We start from the raw sequence: 17,039 nt of genomic DNA, 5'->3' as shown, positions 1-17,039 counted from the left end.
ATTGGTGCGGGTGGGGAGAATCGAACTCCCATCTCAAGTTTGGAAAACTTGCATACTAGCCGCTGTACTACACCCGCGAGCTTGCACTATTGTACCAGAAAGATGCTATAATGTGAACATGCCCTGATAGCTCAGCTGGATAGAGCAGAGGACTTCTAAGCCTAAGGTCGTAGGTTCGAATCCTACTCGGGGCGCCAGGAATGATCAAAGGAGGGTCATATGGATGCTAGTGGTAAACCGCGAATGTCGCGTCGGTTAGTTCAGCGGTTAATGGCGCATCGGCCACGGACGCAGCCGGCGTTTGGTAATACCGGTCGAAGTCGTCGAGTGAGCGACCGTAACTGCGATCGCCAGCGGATCGGGAATTATCAGTCATCAGCGCTGGGCGCGCGTGGTTATGTACCATCAGCAAGCACCGACGATACAGCGGAAGACTATGACACGACTAGCGACGTTCCGCTCTCTAATCGTACCTTTGTGGACAATTCGCTGCGCCAAGCAGAGCCATCGTCCCTGTCACGAAATTCACAAAATACCCCAGGCGCTGCGCCACTAGGTGGTCCAACGGGGGGCAATAATATCGCTCGGTCGCCATCATCACCTCGATTTCAAGAGCCGCCTTCGCGCGGCTATAACCCATTTTCATAAACGGTATGATTTACCAGGCATACTAAAACCCCAGGCAAACTGGGGTTTAATAATTCCTTGGAGGGCCAGGAGGGGCTCGAACCCTCGACACCCTGCTTAAGAGGCAGGTGCTCTAACCAGCTGAGCTACTGGCCCAATCAGTCCAGATTATAGCATAATGAGTGGTGAAGGTAAACATAGCGTCGCACCTTTTGCTACGGACAATGCTTGGGGCGAATGATGGGGCTCGAACCCACGGCCTCCGGAGCCACAATCCAGCGCTCTAACCAACTGAGCTACATCCGCCAAGCTTCCCGATTATACCACAGACGGCTACCATCCTCAAGGTGCTCGACGCGCCCATGCTGATTTGCTACAATCAAACAATGAAATCTCTCAATGGTGCAGAACTTGCGTCGTTTATCAAGCGGCGTCAGGCCAAGCAAGTGCGCATGCTCCGCCAAGCGCACCACATTCAGCCACGCCTCGCCATCGTCACCGATTCGGACAATCCAGTCATCGCCACCTACATGCGCCTCAAGCAGCGCTATGGTGCGGATATTTTGATTGAGGTAGAAATTTGTCGTGTGGCGACTCAGCAGCTACCGGAGACAATCGCGACGCTAAACCAACGCGATGATGTCCAGGGAATTATCGTCCAGCTGCCACTAGCCGAGCCAGAGCAGACCGATCAAATTGTGCGGCTGGTGGCACCGGAAAAAGACGTCGATGGCCTTAATTCTGAGCGAACGCTGTTTGACCCGGCGACACCGATGGCCATCAATTGGCTGTTAGCGGGCTATAGTGTGGAGCTGGCTGGTAAAAGGTTGGCTATTGTCGGGCGTGGGCGGCTGGTCGGTGCGCCGCTGGAGCGGATGTGGCGAGCGTCGGGACTGGACGTAACGGTATTTAGTAGGGGTGATGATTTATCGCGACTACACGAATATGACGTCATCGTCACGGCAACCGGCGTGGTAGGACTGATTCAGCCAAATATGATCCGACCTGGTGCGGTGGTGGTTGACGCAGGAACCGCCTCGGAGGATGGTAAGATTGTTGGTGACGTGGCACCGGCGAATCGGACGCGCACCGACATTCACTTGACACCAGAAAAGGGCGGCGTCGGCCCACTGACGGTGAGTGCGTTGTTTGATAATGTGATTACGGCGTGCCTGCGCCGGGTTAATGCTCGGTAGAAACTCACGGCTTTGCGGTGATTGCCTTGACCTGGGCGACAACTTGGCGCGGGGTGAGATTAGCCTTGACGATATAACCCTGGATGCCGAGTGAACGCATCTCGCGCGGGGCTTCTTCCTCACCAAGGTTGGTTAGCACAATGACTGGTATCGTCTTGCCCCATGCGTGTGAGCGAATACGCCGTAAAGCTTCGGCTCCGTCCATCTCGGGCATTTGGATATCAAGCAGAATGACATCTGGTCGGAATGATTCAATTAAGCTAACGCCAATGATCCCATTGCCGGCTAGTCGCACGTCAAATCCGTCAGCCTCGAACTTCATTCGGTACATCTGACTGATTGTCGCATCATCCTCGATGATAGCAATTTTAACCATAATTGTATTATAGCAGGCAGTAGTGTATTGTAAAACTATCACTATAAAGGTGGGCAAAGTGGGGATAGAGTGGAGTGACGAGATAGATATTCAGCCAGATCGTGGTGACTGGGCTAAAATACTGGCCGAAGTGCCAGGGTACGGCATGGAAATTGGTACAGCCGATTGGCAGATTCATCAGGTGTCGATACGTGACCGATATCAGACGCAATCCCACGAGAAGGTAGTGTTGGAGCTAGAAGAGCTGACTGATATGGGCTTTCGTGGTGAGACTGATTTAACGGCGGCAATTAAACGCCAGCGAACGACAATTGATTATACGAATCGAGCGACACGTGAGTTGATCGCTCGGGTTCCCGGCGTTGAAAACTGGTTGGAACTGATACCGACGGCGGCGGCACTGGACCTGTTGTATGATCCGAGCATTGAGCGATTAGCAAATGGTAAGCCAGTCTCACCAGAGGTGCGCGACTGGGCCTGTAATATTTTGGATGCTCACGGTATTCGTAGTCGTGGTGAAATTGTTCAGGCTATTCTTGAGAGGCATGGTATTGATCAAGCGTCTCCGGGTGCTATAGGACAGCAGTGGGTTAGTCTAGCTTGCGGTGCTGCTCAGCCAGTTTGTCATGCACTCCGGCACATCAAAGAGAGTGGTCATGCTATGCCGCAAGTCACACTGGTTGATCTTGATCGGTCGGCGCTCAAGGCCGCAAAAACGTATGCTCAGGCAATGAAAGTCAAGCAGTCTATTGATGTTCGCTGTATGAATATTCTGCGCCCTCAGGGTTTAGCCTTGCCCGCAGTAGACGCGCAAACGAACGTGGCAGCTCGAGCACTGCGGCAACGGGTTGGCCTTGAGGGGGCCGCATATGATGCAGTCGATGCTGTTGGAATTTTGGAGTATGTGCCCGAGGCGCTTTCAGATGAAAGTCCGACGGCGTTGCAGGTTAATGCCGCAACTTTCCTAGCTAATGCTGCCCAACTGGTGAAATCCGGCGGACTGCTGCTAGTCGGCAATATGCGCGATACGCATCCACAGCTAGGCTTTACGCTTAATGTTGTGCAGTGGCCACATATCCAGCCTCGGTCAATCGAAACAATGCAGCGGATTGTGGAGGTGGCGGGTCTGGGTGATTGGCGGGTTGATGTGTATTGTCCTGATGATGGTGTCTACGCAGTATATGCTATGCGTAGACCGGAGTTTGGTGATACACTATAGACATGATAGGGGAGTGGGCATGGAAATAGCGGGGCTGATCATTGCCGGGGTAATGTCGCTGATATTCGGTATTATGGTTGTAGCTAATCAACCACAACAGCCGGCAACCCGGTTCTTTTTTGTGCTGACGGTTGGCATTGCCCTGTGGGCACTGGGTGTTGCGGCATTTTTGGCGACCAATGATCTGGCGGCGGCACTGATATACATCAGAATATACTATATTGGAGCAGCGCTAATTGCGGCAGCCATGATCTCGATGGCGGCCCATATCGGCTCTCGACGAACGATAAAATGGTTACCGGTCACTGCTTGGGTGTTATTTAGTATCGTTGCTGCGGTGATTGTCGTGCGAGTTGATTGGCTGATAGCGCGGGTGGTCTTGAATGATCATACGGTCGTGATTCATCCGATCGGCTATTTCATCTATATGGCATATTTCATACTGCTGTTTTTGGCGGCACTTATCATCCTCGCTCATCAAGCTCGTCGTCGCAGCGCACTCTTGGTACGCTCTCAGCTACGACTTATTTCCTATGCCTATGGCATTGCTGGTAGCGTAGGTATGGTATTTAATTTATTGCTGCCAGCTGTCGGCCGCTATGACCTCATCTGGATTGGGCCGCTGAGCACCTTTATTTTTATACCGCTGGCGTATCTGACAATTGTCAAGCATCGTCTCTTTGGTCTGAAAGATGCGGCGGTGCGAACGATTGCATATGCGATGTTGTTGAGCTTGTTAGCGATCGTATATTACGCGGCGACGTATATTATTTCGGCGATTGTCAGTGCGCTCAGCGGTCATGACATCGGTGGGATACCGGGCTTTTGGGGCGTGCTGGCAGCATTGTTTTTAGGGTTTTTGTTTCAACCGACCAAGCAGTTTTTTGATCGCCTGACCGACAAGTTGTTTTATCGACAGGATTATACCATTGAAAGTTTTATCAACGAGATTGGGCAAATTTTGCTGCACACAATGGGGCTGCGGCTGCTGACGACTCGATTAGCGGCGTGCCTGACGCGGCTCCTCAAGGCTCGTCAGGTGATCTTTGCGGTCTATGATGACGGGCGCTTTCGGATATTTGGCTCACGTGGACACACTCGTCCGCCGCAAGTGGACCTAACGGGATTGGCAGCGCAACACCAAATTGAACAACTTGATGACGTAGCGGTCGTCGAATCGCTGCCAGAGCAGCTACGGCGGACGATGAAACTACAAAAACTGGCTATCGTCATGACATTATCGCTGCAGGAAGACATCGTTGGTTTTGTGCTGATCGGCGAAAGTCAGAAAAATAACTATGTCGAGCGTGATCTCTCAATGCTTCGGGCGGTGCGCGGTGAACTAGCGATCGCCATTAAAAATGCTCAGTCGATGGAGGAGGTGAATGAGCTGAATGCCGAGCTACAGCAGCGTGTCGAGGCGGCGACGCAGGAACTGCGGATGAGTAACCAGCAGCTACAGCGGCTAGACGAGGCGAAGAATGAGTTTATTTCTATGGCGTCGCATCAGCTGCGGACGCCACTAACCAGTATCAAGGGCTATCTCGACATGCTGCTCCAGGGTGATCTCGGCCCAGTTCGTCCGACCCAAAAAGCTGTTCTGCGCGAAGCCTTTTCCTCGAGTGAGCGCATGGTACAACTGATCAATGACTTTCTCAGTATCTCTCGCTTACAGACCGGGACATTCACTATGAATCGTCAGCCGGCTAACCTCGGTGATATTGTACAAAGTGAAATGGCTCTGCTGAAGATTGTGGCCAAGCAGCATAACATCACTCTTTCGGTGCATATTGACGATGATGTTCCGACGTTGCCGATTGACGCCGAAAAACTCCGCCAAGTCATCATGAACATGATTGATAACGCAATCTTTTATTCTAAAGAACAAACAACTGTCAAGGTGTCGCTTTGCTGTGACGCGCAGGAAGTGGTGTTTACGGTTGAAGATCAAGGTATCGGTGTGCCAAAAGCTGAGCAGTCTGGCGTGTTTGGTAAATTCTTTCGCGCCTCAAATGCTCGCAAGCGTCGTCCTGACGGCACAGGCGTTGGCTTGTTTTTGGCGCGTAAAGTTGTGTTGGAGCACGGTGGGGCGATGATTTTTGCCTCAAAAGAAAACAAGGGCAGCACGTTTGGTTTTCGTCTGCCACTTGATAGGCCGAATAAGAAAAAAGCAATGAGTCGCTGAGGAAATATTGATTATCGGAACAGACTAATAATACCCGTGATAATCACAATAACGATGATGACTATTACTACGCCGATGCCGACACCACGCAGTAATTTTTTGCGTTCATATAGCCATTGACCGGCCGACGAGCGGCTGACCGCCTGGATGCGCGTGACACTGGGCCGAGTTGTTGCGGCGTCAACGCCAGAGTATTTCTTAGAGCGCTTTTTCTTCTGTTTTGCCATAATACTATTGTACCATGAAATGCCCCTCGGGGTGCGAGGGGTATCCAAGTCAACCAGATTTATGATTTACACATGACGTCGACTGATGAGGTAGGCGACTCCAGCAGTGAGCAGGGCGCCAAGACCCAGTCCACCAACGAGCGTGTCAGTGGCGTTACCGGTCCGTGGCAGCTCGCCAACGGTCGTCGGTGCGGCAGGTGGGTTGGTGGTTTGTGTGCCGCCCGAGGCTGAAGGTGACTGCTGATTATCGTTGGTCGATGGCTGCTTCGACTGGTCTGGCGTTTTTGGCTCAGGTTTTGGTTGGGGAGCTGGTTGGGCTGGGTTTGGTTGTTTTGGGTCAGCCGGTGCTGGCTTTGGTTGCTTTGGCTGTGGCGTTGGCGCTGGTTTCGGTTGGGGAGCCGGGGCCTGCGGCTTAGTCACCTCTATAGTGGCGCTGCTACAATTGCTATGACCCTCAAGCGAAGCCTGCTCGCTCTTGAGGCAGGTTGTGCTGGTCAATGTGCCCGCGACGTATTGTTTAACGACTGCGTCAATAGTAAATGTTTTTGACTCATTTGGCTTGAGCTCACTAATCAATGTCTGCCAGGTATTATTCTGAATTGTGCCGCCAGACGCCTTTAGATAGGTTACACCTTGTGGTGCGGCATTGGTGGCGTACGTATCCCGCAGCGTAACCGTCCCCGTGTTGGTGACAGTTACCTGGTAAGTGAAGGCCTCGTTGACGGCGACTGTCTTGTGTTGCGCACCATTGACGGTAGTCTTGACGGCAAGCGCTAGAGTGATTTTCGGTGGTTTATCTGGCTTCGGTTCAGGCCTCGGTTGTGGCTTTGGCTCAGGTTTTGGTTGGGGAGCCGGGGTTTCGCCGGGGACTGTGGCCTGTTTGGTGCAGGCATCGCTGGTCACCATCTCTTCTTTGCCGTTTACGTCAACGACGATAAAGGCTTTGACCGTGTATGTACCTGGTGCGAAGCCCTTGAACTCGTTACCAGTTCGGTATACCTCTTTGCCGCTGGCGTCGTAGACTTTGTAAATTGTTGTCTTATAGGTAGCGCCGCCATGAGCGGAATATTTGACTGAGAACTTGAAACTAGTAGCCGAAAACTGATCAATACTGAGCGCATTACAGCTGTAAACTGGCGTAGGTTTTGTGTTCGTCGGCGCTTGGGTATTGGTGTTGGCGGAGTGATCAGAATCTAGCGCCCATAATGTAGTTGGCACTGCCGCTGTAACTGCGACTACCGCTAAAACAGCGTAGTGACGCAGCGATAGCGAGCGGAATAGTGATGATAAGTTTCGCATAGCTTCCTCCTTTATCCTCATAACTCTATGTAGAATACACCAAAATGTTGTAAAAGTCAATTTTTGCCACAGCCAGCAACCGCAGCTAATTCCTAGACAAAATATTGCCAATCTGCTACAATACGACCTGTTTGATGGCCTCATCGTCTAACGGTCAGGACACCAGGTTTTCATCCTGGCAATCGGAGTTCGATTCTCCGTGAGGTCACCATAAAGGGATTTGTATTCCGTTCGGATTTGAAACAGCTCGTTTACCTCTGGTGGCGAGCTGTTTTTGTGGGTTCCAAAGTTTATTTGTTCGTAGGTTGGAAGTTTGTTGAATATAGCACCGAAAAAGGCGGCTTTTCGCAGTGGATTACAGAGGTCGAGTAGTAGTTCTGGCAGGTGTTCCAAAATATATTTTGCATATTGCAAAACTTGGTCAAATTCGGCTTGCAGATTGGGCTGATTGGCGATTTCTTTGTCTAGTTTTTCTAACTCATTTTCGGCATTAACTATATCCTCCTCTAGGTACGCAAGCGCTGTCTCGCTCGTGACAACGCGCATTCTGTCCACGGTCGCCCGAATTTGGTTTTGCAGGCTCTGGCGGTGCTCTAGGCGCTGCTGATCGGCTTCTAGCTGATTCGCTTGGCGTTCGCGCCACAGCTCGGCAATAGCAGCGATAATGTCATCAACATACTCTGGTTTTACAGTAATAGTCCGCACAAAATCGTCAAGCGTCTTGTCAAATTCAGCCTTAGGCACACGGAAATAATGCCCATCACGACTGCAATGATACGCCGGATAATACGCGCCCATCTTGCCACGCGAAGCGCTGCCAGAAAGAGTTTTGCCGCACTTCGGACAAGCAACGACCTGTTTATACGGATATTCTGGATTGTAAATTTGTTTATTTTTCAGGTGCTCAGGCACAGCTCTGCGTTTGATAGTTATCATGTCACGACTGTCAATCTCCACAAAAATCCGCCCGCGATTCGCTTCATTAAAAAGCTCGACGCCAACCAACCCATCAAACTGCGCTTTGACTGGCTGGTCGTGCGTCCATTTTTCTTTGATGATGCCACAATAAACCAGTTTACTGGCGTACTGGTCGATCATTTTGGCGGTCATTTGTTTGCCGCCAATTTGCCGCTTAATTTTCGTTCGGTCGTATTTGTCGCGCACAATCGTAACACGCGAGCGAAAGCCCATTGAATTTAGCTCGTCGGCAATTTGCTGATTGGTATAAATATGAGCGGCGCGCATTTCAAAAAGTTTGATGATGAATTTCGCCTCGTTCTCATCAGGCTTCAAAATCGTGCGCCGACCATTTTTCGTATCCACCTTGACACTGCGAAAACCATAGTGCGGACGGCGCATCCAATAACCGAGCTGCGTGTAACGAATCTCCGCACCAATCATCCGACTCATAATGTCGCGCATCTCATCTTTAGCGCGTTCCGCTTCCAAATACTCCGACTTTTGCGTCGGGTTAAACTCGCTCCAATAATACTTAAATCCAGTGTGCTCCAGCGTGTTTATTTGCTGCTTGCCAATCACGCCATACATATCCTCAAGGGCGATGCCTAGACGCGTCAACTGTCGTTTCAACGGCGAATAATAATCGCCGCCACCGCGCGTAAAACGGTCGATTGACTTAATCAGCACAACTTGAAAACCTTTGCTTTTGTCCTTGCAAACGTCGATTACTTTTTGCATCGGCTGCGTTTCGTGCGACGCCGATTCAAGCAAAATAATCGTCTCGGTGATTATAATATTGTGCGCCTTGGCGTAAGCTTCGCCTTGCTCGCGCTGGGCTTCGGGTGAGTCGCCGTCAAGACCTTGCTTGTCAGAAGAAACCCGTATCGCCAGCAAGCCAATTCTCGGCTGGTTATTTGGAGACATTTTTATCATCCTCCAATATTGTGATGAGCTTTTTGGCAAATGCGCCGTCTTCGATGATCTTCTCAACGATTAAATTTGCCACCAACCTAATCCGCTGCTCGGTCGTGAACGAAAACTGCTTCACCAGCGGGGCTTTTGGTTTATTTTTACTTCCTTTTGGTCGCGCCATAATCCCTCCTGTCGCGACTCGTTATAACATCAACTAGACTTGGACTGCTGCGGACGACCGCGCCCGGAACGCTCCTGCAAATCCTTTTCAATCAGCTGTTTCAGCTCCTTGTCGCCAGCCGTCGCCAGCGCTTTTAACACCAATTCTGTCAGACTCATGCCTTGGCTATAAGCAACGGCTTTGGCTCGGTTGCGCACTTCTTTTGACGTGTCGATTTGTAGCTGAATTCTTCCTTGACTCATTAATCCCAGTATACTACACAGGGCGATAACCAAAAAGCGCTACTGTTTGAAGCCTAGTTTTATCGTGTTATTAACGAGCCAGCTTTATGATTAAACCTCTACTTAAATTGTACTACTTGTACTACAAATATTCAATAGTTTTTAGTTACTTTATGCTATAAAATATACCGAATGTCGATATACGTTATAAGTCATCTATAAAATTACTGTTAACTATTGCTATTTTTCTCTTCTTTTTATATAAATATACTAGAAAGGAATCGTGAAAGGCTGATAATGAAAATAGACAAACGTTTAGCGCTCAAGCAGGGACAGATAGACATCCTGGAAACGCTATACAAATATCGGTTCGGTAGTCGTCAATTGTTGGCAGATAGTCTGAGTATTAAGTCGGGTTCAAATTTGTTTGAAAAGTTGAATGTACTGATGAAACATGGTTTTGTGGCTAGACGATATGACAAAAGCTATAAATTGCGGGGTGTGCCGGCAGCGTATTATTTGACACCAAAAGGACTTAAGCAACTGCAGTTGATTTATGGCAGCGAACGCGTTACCAACGCCATCATCAAGGCGAGCTACCGCGACAAAGTCGTTGGTCAATCATTCGTTAATCATGTAGTTAATGTGTATTCGTGCACCAATAAACTACAGCACCAATATCCACCGCTAAAAGTATTTTTGCGGCGCGAAATGGCGCTTTATAGCTATTTTCCGGCTAATCCGCCCGACGCATTTTTGTCGCTCAAAACAGCCGATGGGTTGCGGCGATTTTTCTTTGATGTCGTGCCTAAAGACATGCCGCCTAGCGCCATCAATCGCCGTCTGGTAAATTATATGGAATTTTTCGATGATGGCGGCTGGGACGCGACGAACAGCAACCTACCGAGGTTCTTATTTTTACTGGAAAATCCAGCCGCAGAAAACCGCTTGCGGCGCGCTACTCATGCCGTGCGGAGTCGGTTTGACTTGGATGATGAAATTGAGGTATATACAGCGACGGCTGAGAATTTGCTGAGTGAAGATGCCGCGATTTGGTCGAACATTGATGAGTCTGGTGAGCTTCTTTCATTAGGTGAGTTGTAAATTAATTTAAGGATGCGTATGTGTCAATCGGCCGTGCGATGATTGCAAGCGCGCCCCGGCGAGGTTGCAATGATCGCACGAAAGCCATAGCGTAGCTTGCAGGGTGAGGCTTATTTCGCAAATGACAGACAGATGGCGCGTTTTGTGCGCTAGCGCAGTACGCGCCAGCTGACTTGTCTTTTTGTGAAATAAGATAACGATTCATCAACTAATATTGCCAGCTTCCGGCCTAAGCGCGTTCATTCTTACCTCCGCTCATCTTGACTGCGCCAATAAGGCGTATGTCAAGTGAGCGGGGTAAGTATGGACGTTGTCTGGTGAGGTAAATTGAGTGTACGCTCAATAACTAAGCTGTCTTTGTTCTGGGTAGTTTCTTGTCATACCCAGGACGGCGAAGTTAGCGATTATTCTCTATGATCTCTTGCCAACTGACTCGACAGAGAAAATATTGACCTTACGGATGTATGGGCAGTTTAGTAAACCCTAAGTCCTGCAAGAAGATCTCTTTTACATCAGATGCCTGTTGTACACATATAAAACGATCGATTATATCTACGTACCGTAGGCAAACTTCGTTTGTTATGAGAGACTTTGTGATAGTAGAATATTCTTTGGTGTATAGAAACTTTCTGATGATGCTTAGATTAAATAAAATATAGTCAGCGTAGGTAGCGCATAATTTTCTGTCTATCTTCTGCTTATTCAGGTAGTTGTCTAGATTGCTCCCTGTAATCCTTGTTTGGTCAAGTCCTGCTTTGACAAGATGTTTGGTGTCTCTCATTATTTCGTCTTCTAGTCTAGTTGGTGCTGTTATGCATGCATTTTCTATATCGTCAATAATGGTTACTATCTTCGCCCAAGCCAGAGCCTCTTGAGGCAACGAAGCTGCAGTAGATTGATCAAGAAACTCAACGGTTCCATGATACTTAATAACAGTTCGCACAAGGCGAGCCTCTGGAGTGTTGGCTATAGACTTTTCCAATATTGCTGTGTTTATAATATCCTCTCCTAAGTCATTGTGATGAATTATCTTGTCATCATACGACCCTATCATTGCCAATTGTTTAAATCTTCCGATGTCATGTGCTTTGACGGAGACCCTAAGAAGCTTACAGTAAGCTTCTTCGCACTTGGGATATAACATATCAAAAATCTTACAGCATGATTCAGTATGTCTAATTTTTCTTTCAGCATCATTGTTTCCCTGAAATAGATTGTGCTGCTCTAACAAATAGGTGTTAATAAAATTATCTACCTCTGCTACAGCACGCAAGTCAAAGTTGTTTTCTTCTTTTGAGTGTGTCATATGCTTATTCGTATAACACCTAAAATAAAAGGTTGACCATCAATAACGTTAAAAGGGTTATACGGCTCATTAGTGAGTCGTTCTACAGCTCCGATAGCCACATACTCGCTATCATTTATTGTCGTAGCTGTCATAATTCCGTATACGCGCCTTGCACCACCCCTAATCTCTCCTATACTTTCGGCTTTAAGGGTGTCTTTATTAATCATTATAAATTGCGAGAATCCACTAGCCATCTCTGTTCTGTTATAGTCGAATAACCCTATTGAGCTAGCGTAAAACATATAATCTTTACTTTGTGCTAACGAAAGAGTAGGAAAAATATTAGATTTTCTATCAGGAGAAGTGTTATTAGAAGATAAATCCTCCCCTAGGGTAATAGACAGACTTAATGGGTCTAGAGTAAATATTCTAGATTCTGAGCTTAATATTCCAAAAAATTTTTTACGGTATTGACAGAAGTAAATTCCTCTCCATAAAGATCTGTCTAGCCTATTAACACCCCCTCGAGAAGAACTGTTCCATTGTTTTGTTGATGATGTAGGCAGAAAATTATCATGTAAACTCAACTTCTCTTTCTCTGGATCGTAGACGAAGAGCCCACCTCCTTCATAACATCCAAAGACCCTGCCATCATGATCTATCGCGAAATTACGACTTACGCATGTAGTGCTCGGAATATCGCCTACGCGTATGAGCTCGTTGTCTGATATATTATACCTGAATAAGCTAGCATCGGGGATTGTCAGTAAGTAGATGACACTTCGCTTATTATCAATAGCTGTGTAGATAACTCCATTACCGGGTTTAATGAGCCCAAGGTCAACCGCGTCTCCATACTTACTTACCTTTATAAGCCTGCTTCCAGGGTAGTTAATCGGTTGCGGCAACCCGTACGGATAGGCAAAGTGGGTAGCACAAAAGCGATCTCCGTATTTATCCGTTACTATAGGAGTGTGAATTTTGCCGTGAAGACTGCTATCAGGCAGTATTAGGTTGGTATCAGAAAAGCGAGCTACAGAGTTGTCTCTAATATTGTAACTATAAATTACGGCTGGTTTTTCGGGCATGTGTGTGCAGCAGGCAAAAAGTAGAGACTCGCCAACTAAAGAGTCGCTTATAGCTGAATATGAACTATCTACTTCCGATTGATTATTAATTGGTATTATAGTTACTTTCATGTTCTTTACTATATCATATCTAGGGTTCGTTCCGTACATACGCTGACCCGCATGTATTCGTATCTTGATCTTCCTTGAGACTATAGAATGCTCTTGGAGTGGTATGAAGCTTACCTACGCATTAGTGGCGTGAATGTGGCCTTACTAACCTATTGACGATGAGATTTCTACATTGTATTATATGATAGTAGATGATAACGAATGTAAACAATAGGGTAATTTTTATCACAGGTTCAACTAGAGGTATTGGTAGAGCCGTTGCTGAGGCCGCAATCAAAGTAGGATATACAGTCATCTTACACGGCAGAAAAGAAAGTGAAAAGGGGTTGGTGTTGGCGAAGATGCTTAAGTGTGACATTTACTACTTTGATGTGTCAAATAAGGTGGCTGTTGATTTCGCAATGAAGAGACTGACACAGAAGTATCCATGTTTGTCGTCCGTTGTAAATTGTGCTGGTATTGTCATGCCTCAATCCTATAACGACTACGCGACTAAAAACTGGATGGATCATTTCGCCGTTAATGTACTAGGGGCTGTCAATGTAGTTACTGCATTACGTGACAACATCCGGTCGGGAGGTGCTGTTGTTAATGTGGCCTCAATCCGGGGCGTACACGGGTCTGCGTCTGACAGAGTAGCTGCATATTCTGCCTCAAAGGCTGCCCTGCTCAATGTGACAGAAACTATGGCAAAGCACTACAGTCCTTTTATTCGTGTTAATGCTGTTTCTCCGAGCTTTACGTTAACAGATATGAGTAAGTCCTGGGACGAGTTAACTATAGCATCTACTAAAAGTAATTTACTCCAACAGCCAGCAACTACAGAGGAGGTGGCATCAGCCATTATGTTTCTTGCGAGCGATAGCTCGTCGCACATTACGGGACAAAACCTAATAGTCGATGGAGGTTTTAATGTCAGAAATTAACAAGCCCTCGCATGATGTACTAGCTATAGTTAAAAATGATGCCATTGAGGATGGTATAGCTGACGCTATAGTTGATAGACTGGACCAAACAGAGAGGTTGAGGGTAGTATCACGCCATATAATAAATTTAACAATTAGTGATGTATTGCATATATATAAACACGAGCACGAAGTTGATCCAACCGAAGTGCGTGAGATACTCATTGCTATGAATGCTATAGCAATGAGAGGAGATAACCTACTGGTAGGCCTAAATGCACAAGGTTTCGCAAACACTAGCGATGCCCTTTTACATCTTGAGTCAGTTAAGGGTAAAGTAGGTCGTGATACGGAAGATACTATCCGTTCAAATTTTCCGTTTTCAAAGCCTGATGACTTTAGCTCCCATTCGTTCTGGTTTCAAGCTCCATTTTTTGTGAGAAATCGCATTCACTCACCGCACGATGAAGTCGATTTAAGCAATATAGAAACTATAGCTTTAGAAAAAGGCATCTCCATTGATGATATTTACCCGAGGCTTGGTCATGAAGATTTTAATATTTAGCATGGAGTATCCTCCTATTAAGGGAGGCGGCGGAACATATGCGCTTAATCTCGTAAATGCACTGACTGCACACTATCCTGACACGAGTATAGCCGTTATGACAAGCGGCACAGAAGACAGTGTCGATCACTTGAACGAAAGAGTGAGTATTTATAGGTTTAGGAGCTGTCAACACGCATACGACAATAATTCTCTGTCTGCAAAATTAATAGACGACTTCAAGGCTGTAGTTACATCCATTAAACCCGATATTATCCATGCTTTCCACTCCATTCCTATTATCGTTGCATGTCTTACTCGTGAGCAAATTAAAACCCCCTACGTATGTACACAGCACCGAACACCGGAGCCGGGCTGGATGTCAGAAAAGCTAGATGGTAAAGGTGAACTAGCTAGTTTAGCCTACGATCTAGGGCTTAACAGTACTTGGATAGCTCCATCTGTATGTTTTCGCAATAATTTATTGAAACATGGCGTTAGCCATACTAACATAAAAACAATATATACATCTATAAACGAAAACTACTTTTACTATAAAGATTTTAGCAAAGCTAGAAAAAGGCTGCATAAAATGCTTCGTATTGATGATGACCAAAAGATAGTCACCATGCCTGTTGTCAATAGGCCTAGGAAGGATATCAGGTTCTGTTTGCGGGCGGTTGATGGCCTTGATCCTGCTGAAAGAGCGGACATAAGTGTTCTGATAACGGGTGTTAATGCTGGATCAAATGATATTCTTGAATTTCGTGAATTATATCCGAAAGTTAACATCGTAGAACATGGAAGCTTTGATAATAGTATTATGCCTTCAATTATTGCAGGATCTGATGTAGTAGTAATGAGCTCGCTTTACGAAGGCTTTGGCATATCTTGCATTGAGGCACTTGCGAGTGGAGTAAGAACTGCAATTCGTGTTTCACCAGGCCAAGAGGAAATAATTAAACTTATGAAGCAGTATGCGTATCCGTTTTCAACTATACAAGAGCTGCAGCAAATAATCTCTGGCTCTACTTTTACGACCGAGCAGCACAGAGAAAGCCAAGCAGTTCAAACAAAATCTATTTTTTCACAGGAGAAACAAGCATCTAGCCATATGGAGGTGTATAGCCGTGTGCTTACACAGGCAACACCAATACCAACGGTTGTGCAGCTGCAAGATGAACTTGAAAAAGTATTTAAGAATAGATCTAAGGTGTTATTAAAAGAGGTTGACGCAATATTCATATCTGGTAGCGTAGCAAAGGGCGACTACATACCAGGATGGAGTGATATTGACATTGTTGTAATATGTAAAAATGGAGCTGCTTCAGATGCGGTAGTTTCAAAGATTAGAAAATTTCAGCAAAATCTAACAGCAATTTATAAATGTAAAGTTGGTATAGATTACATATCATCCCAATATCTTCTGAGTCAGTCTAAATCATCGCTCATATCGCAGCATGAAGTCCCGAATCTTATATTATTTCATGAAGGTAATGTAGATCATACCCAAAAGGGAGTTCTATACAAAGATGGTTCATTCAAGTTTCCGGTTTTTGCAAATGATAAATTTCAATACCTATCTCTTGATGAGTATAAAGAAATGTGTAGAGGAATAGTTCACGAAACACTTTTTAGGGCAGGTGATTCGCTAGCTTCTTCTGTAAAAGCGCTACGCATTGTCACTAAGACCTGCGTTTACTTGTTGCGTATGCGTGTACTAGTGCAGAGCGGGGAGTATATACAAAGTTATGACGAACTTATATCCGATCATGTTCAACAGTACAACACTAAAATACTACAAGATGTATATGCGTCAGCAAGAGGTGCGAGACTCAATAACAGGCATGATGTTGAAAAATATACGAAGAAGGCTCTTGCCTGTTTCCATCGCCTGGTCGAAACACTATAAGTACTCTATGCCGGGGCTATCTATTTTGCTGTTATATAGTTTATGTACGTGAGAAGCAAATTCATCAATCCATGCATAGTATTCCGTCTCGGTTCCGTTATTCTGTATAACTAGATCAGCTCGTTCTCTTATATCGTATAGTCCACAGGCAGCTTTACTAGAGTCTTTGTCTATAATGTATTCTAGCATCTTTTCCCCGGAAACATTTAGTCGGCTAGACTCACGATCTACTCTTATGTTGATGTCGGCATCTATGTATATGACATAGATGCACGCGTCTATTGCGGCCTTTCCAAAACTGTGAAGTAAGTTTGGATGCTTGAGCGACTCAATAACCGATATACGATTGCCCTCGCTTGCCACCTGATCAATAGTCTGCCAAGTGCCTATTTCATTTTGCATACGCTGATGCTCATCTGCTGTACTTAACATATAGAACGGATCTGTAACAGAAGCACCATTTAACGTGCCATAACAGTGTGTAGCTTTTAAGTATTTAATTCTATTTGCACTATGCTCGTGTAGCATTCTTTTACTAAAAGAACTTTTGCCGGATTCACTAGAGCCACTTAAACATATGAAAAGTTTTTCTGTGCTGTTTCTAGGAGGTGCAACCGATTGCCTTGTTTCAACTGTTAATTTCATAGGTTGAGATGATTTTATCATGTAGCAGCAAGCATTTGC

General features: G+C 46.3%; 17 protein-coding genes, 5 tRNA genes and 1 pseudogene. 11 read left to right on the top strand and 12 right to left on the bottom strand.

Annotation, left to right across the window (positions count from 1 at the left end):
* Positions 1–2: 2 nt before the first annotated feature.
* A tRNA-Gly gene (locus FBF24_03645) sits at positions 3–77 on the bottom strand.
* A 43-nt stretch (positions 78–120) separates the two neighbouring features.
* Between FBF24_03645 and FBF24_03640 the strand changes: the two genes are divergently transcribed.
* Together FBF24_03640 and FBF24_03635 are read left to right on the top strand one after the other, a co-directional pair.
* Positions 121–197: transfer RNA gene (locus FBF24_03640), tRNA-Arg, on the top strand.
* Positions 198–219: 22 nt separating this feature from the next.
* A complete protein-coding gene (locus FBF24_03635; GenBank protein ID QCT40959.1) occupies positions 220–648 on the top strand; it encodes a hypothetical protein in 429 nt (142 codons plus the stop codon).
* A gap of 58 nt (positions 649–706) precedes the next feature.
* On the opposite strand, the gene FBF24_03630 is transcribed toward FBF24_03635, so the two are convergent.
* Together FBF24_03630 and FBF24_03625 are read right to left on the bottom strand one after the other, a co-directional pair.
* Positions 707–783 (bottom strand) — tRNA-Lys (locus tag FBF24_03630).
* Positions 784–856: 73 nt separating this feature from the next.
* Positions 857–933, bottom strand: a tRNA-His gene (locus tag FBF24_03625).
* Between the two features lie 41 nt (positions 934–974).
* On the opposite strand from FBF24_03625, the gene FBF24_03620 reads away from it, so the two are divergent.
* Positions 975–1,823: a bifunctional 5,10-methylenetetrahydrofolate dehydrogenase/5,10-methenyltetrahydrofolate cyclohydrolase gene (locus tag FBF24_03620; GenBank protein ID QCT40958.1), complete on the top strand. Its 849-nt coding sequence runs from the start codon at positions 975–977 to the stop codon at positions 1,821–1,823.
* Between the two features lie 4 nt (positions 1,824–1,827).
* Here FBF24_03620 and FBF24_03615 read toward each other — a convergent pair whose 3' ends face one another.
* A complete protein-coding gene (locus FBF24_03615; GenBank protein ID QCT40957.1) occupies positions 1,828–2,199 on the bottom strand; it encodes a response regulator in 372 nt (123 codons plus the stop codon).
* 1,055 nt (positions 2,200–3,254) lie between these two features.
* Here FBF24_03615 and FBF24_03610 point away from each other — a divergent pair.
* The gene (locus tag FBF24_03610; GenBank protein QCT40956.1) at positions 3,255–5,603 is read left to right on the top strand and encodes a hypothetical protein; all 2,349 of its coding nucleotides are present in this window, start codon (positions 3,255–3,257) and stop codon (positions 5,601–5,603) included.
* 11 nt (positions 5,604–5,614) lie between these two features.
* Here FBF24_03610 and FBF24_03605 read toward each other — a convergent pair whose 3' ends face one another.
* Together FBF24_03605 and FBF24_03600 are read right to left on the bottom strand one after the other, a co-directional pair.
* Positions 5,615–5,830: a hypothetical protein gene (locus FBF24_03605; GenBank protein QCT40955.1), complete on the bottom strand. Its 216-nt coding sequence runs from the start codon at positions 5,828–5,830 to the stop codon at positions 5,615–5,617.
* 66 nt (positions 5,831–5,896) lie between these two features.
* Positions 5,897–7,129 (bottom strand): DUF11 domain-containing protein, encoded by a 1,233-nt coding sequence (locus FBF24_03600; protein ID QCT40954.1) that lies wholly within the window; start codon positions 7,127–7,129, stop codon positions 5,897–5,899.
* A gap of 136 nt (positions 7,130–7,265) precedes the next feature.
* On the opposite strand from FBF24_03600, the gene FBF24_03595 reads away from it, so the two are divergent.
* From FBF24_03595 to FBF24_03585, 3 genes are all read left to right on the top strand, one after another.
* Positions 7,266–7,340: transfer RNA gene (locus FBF24_03595), tRNA-Glu, on the top strand.
* Positions 7,341–7,882: 542 nt separating this feature from the next.
* Positions 7,883–8,323, top strand: coding sequence for a hypothetical protein (locus FBF24_03590; GenBank protein QCT40953.1), 441 nt, complete (start codon positions 7,883–7,885; stop codon positions 8,321–8,323).
* A 36-nt stretch (positions 8,324–8,359) separates the two neighbouring features.
* Entirely contained in the window at positions 8,360–8,698 is a 339-nt protein-coding gene (locus FBF24_03585; GenBank protein ID QCT40952.1) for a hypothetical protein, read from the top strand.
* Here the strand turns inward: FBF24_03585 and FBF24_03580 are convergent.
* The 3 genes and pseudogenes from FBF24_03580 to FBF24_03570 all read right to left on the bottom strand — a co-directional run bounded on the left by FBF24_03580 (position 8,675) and on the right by FBF24_03570 (position 9,424).
* A pseudogene (locus FBF24_03580) lies at positions 8,675–9,022 on the bottom strand (hypothetical protein). The gene FBF24_03585 and the pseudogene FBF24_03580 sit on opposite strands and share 24 nt — an antisense overlap.
* Positions 9,000–9,182, bottom strand: a complete 183-nt coding sequence (locus FBF24_03575; protein ID QCT40951.1) for a hypothetical protein — start codon at positions 9,180–9,182, stop codon at positions 9,000–9,002. The pseudogene FBF24_03580 and the gene FBF24_03575 overlap by 23 nt, the downstream one beginning before the upstream one ends.
* A 29-nt stretch (positions 9,183–9,211) precedes the next feature.
* On the bottom strand, positions 9,212–9,424 hold the full coding sequence (locus tag FBF24_03570; protein ID QCT40950.1) for a hypothetical protein: 213 nt from the start codon (positions 9,422–9,424) through the stop codon (positions 9,212–9,214).
* Positions 9,425–9,700: 276 nt separating this feature from the next.
* Between FBF24_03570 and FBF24_03565 the strand changes: the two genes are divergently transcribed.
* Positions 9,701–10,507 carry a hypothetical protein gene (locus tag FBF24_03565; protein ID QCT40949.1) on the top strand — a complete coding sequence of 269 codons (807 nt, stop codon included), beginning with the start codon at positions 9,701–9,703 and terminating at the stop codon, positions 10,505–10,507.
* 454 nt (positions 10,508–10,961) lie between these two features.
* Here FBF24_03565 and FBF24_03560 read toward each other — a convergent pair whose 3' ends face one another.
* Together FBF24_03560 and FBF24_03555 are read right to left on the bottom strand one after the other, a co-directional pair.
* Positions 10,962–11,813: a hypothetical protein gene (locus FBF24_03560; protein QCT40948.1), complete on the bottom strand. Its 852-nt coding sequence runs from the start codon at positions 11,811–11,813 to the stop codon at positions 10,962–10,964.
* Positions 11,810–12,994, bottom strand: coding sequence for a hypothetical protein (locus FBF24_03555; GenBank protein ID QCT40947.1), 1,185 nt, complete (start codon positions 12,992–12,994; stop codon positions 11,810–11,812). Before FBF24_03555 ends, FBF24_03560 begins: the two co-directional genes overlap by 4 nt.
* Positions 12,995–13,185: 191 nt before the next feature.
* On the opposite strand from FBF24_03555, the gene FBF24_03550 reads away from it, so the two are divergent.
* From FBF24_03550 to FBF24_03540, 3 genes are read left to right on the top strand one after another with little or no spacing between them, the layout of a single operon-like run.
* Positions 13,186–13,920: an SDR family oxidoreductase gene (locus FBF24_03550; protein QCT40946.1), complete on the top strand. Its 735-nt coding sequence runs from the start codon at positions 13,186–13,188 to the stop codon at positions 13,918–13,920.
* Complete coding sequence (locus tag FBF24_03545) at positions 13,907–14,464, top strand: hypothetical protein (protein ID QCT40945.1); 558 nt, start codon at positions 13,907–13,909, stop codon at positions 14,462–14,464. The genes FBF24_03550 and FBF24_03545 overlap by 14 nt, the downstream gene beginning before the upstream one ends.
* On the top strand, positions 14,418–16,355 hold the full coding sequence (locus FBF24_03540) for a glycosyltransferase (protein QCT40944.1): 1,938 nt from the start codon (positions 14,418–14,420) through the stop codon (positions 16,353–16,355). Before FBF24_03545 ends, FBF24_03540 begins: the two co-directional genes overlap by 47 nt.
* Here FBF24_03540 and FBF24_03535 read toward each other — a convergent pair.
* Complete coding sequence (locus tag FBF24_03535; GenBank protein QCT40943.1) at positions 16,350–17,000, bottom strand: hypothetical protein; 651 nt, start codon at positions 16,998–17,000, stop codon at positions 16,350–16,352. The two genes, FBF24_03540 and FBF24_03535, sit on opposite strands and share 6 nt — an antisense overlap.
* Positions 17,001–17,039 lie beyond the last annotated feature (39 nt).

Source organism: Candidatus Saccharibacteria bacterium oral taxon 488 (assembly GCA_005697215.1).
Lineage (GTDB): Bacteria > Patescibacteriota > Saccharimonadia > Saccharimonadales > Saccharimonadaceae > Nanosynbacter.
This window is presented reverse-complemented; position numbering and strand designations above follow the sequence as displayed.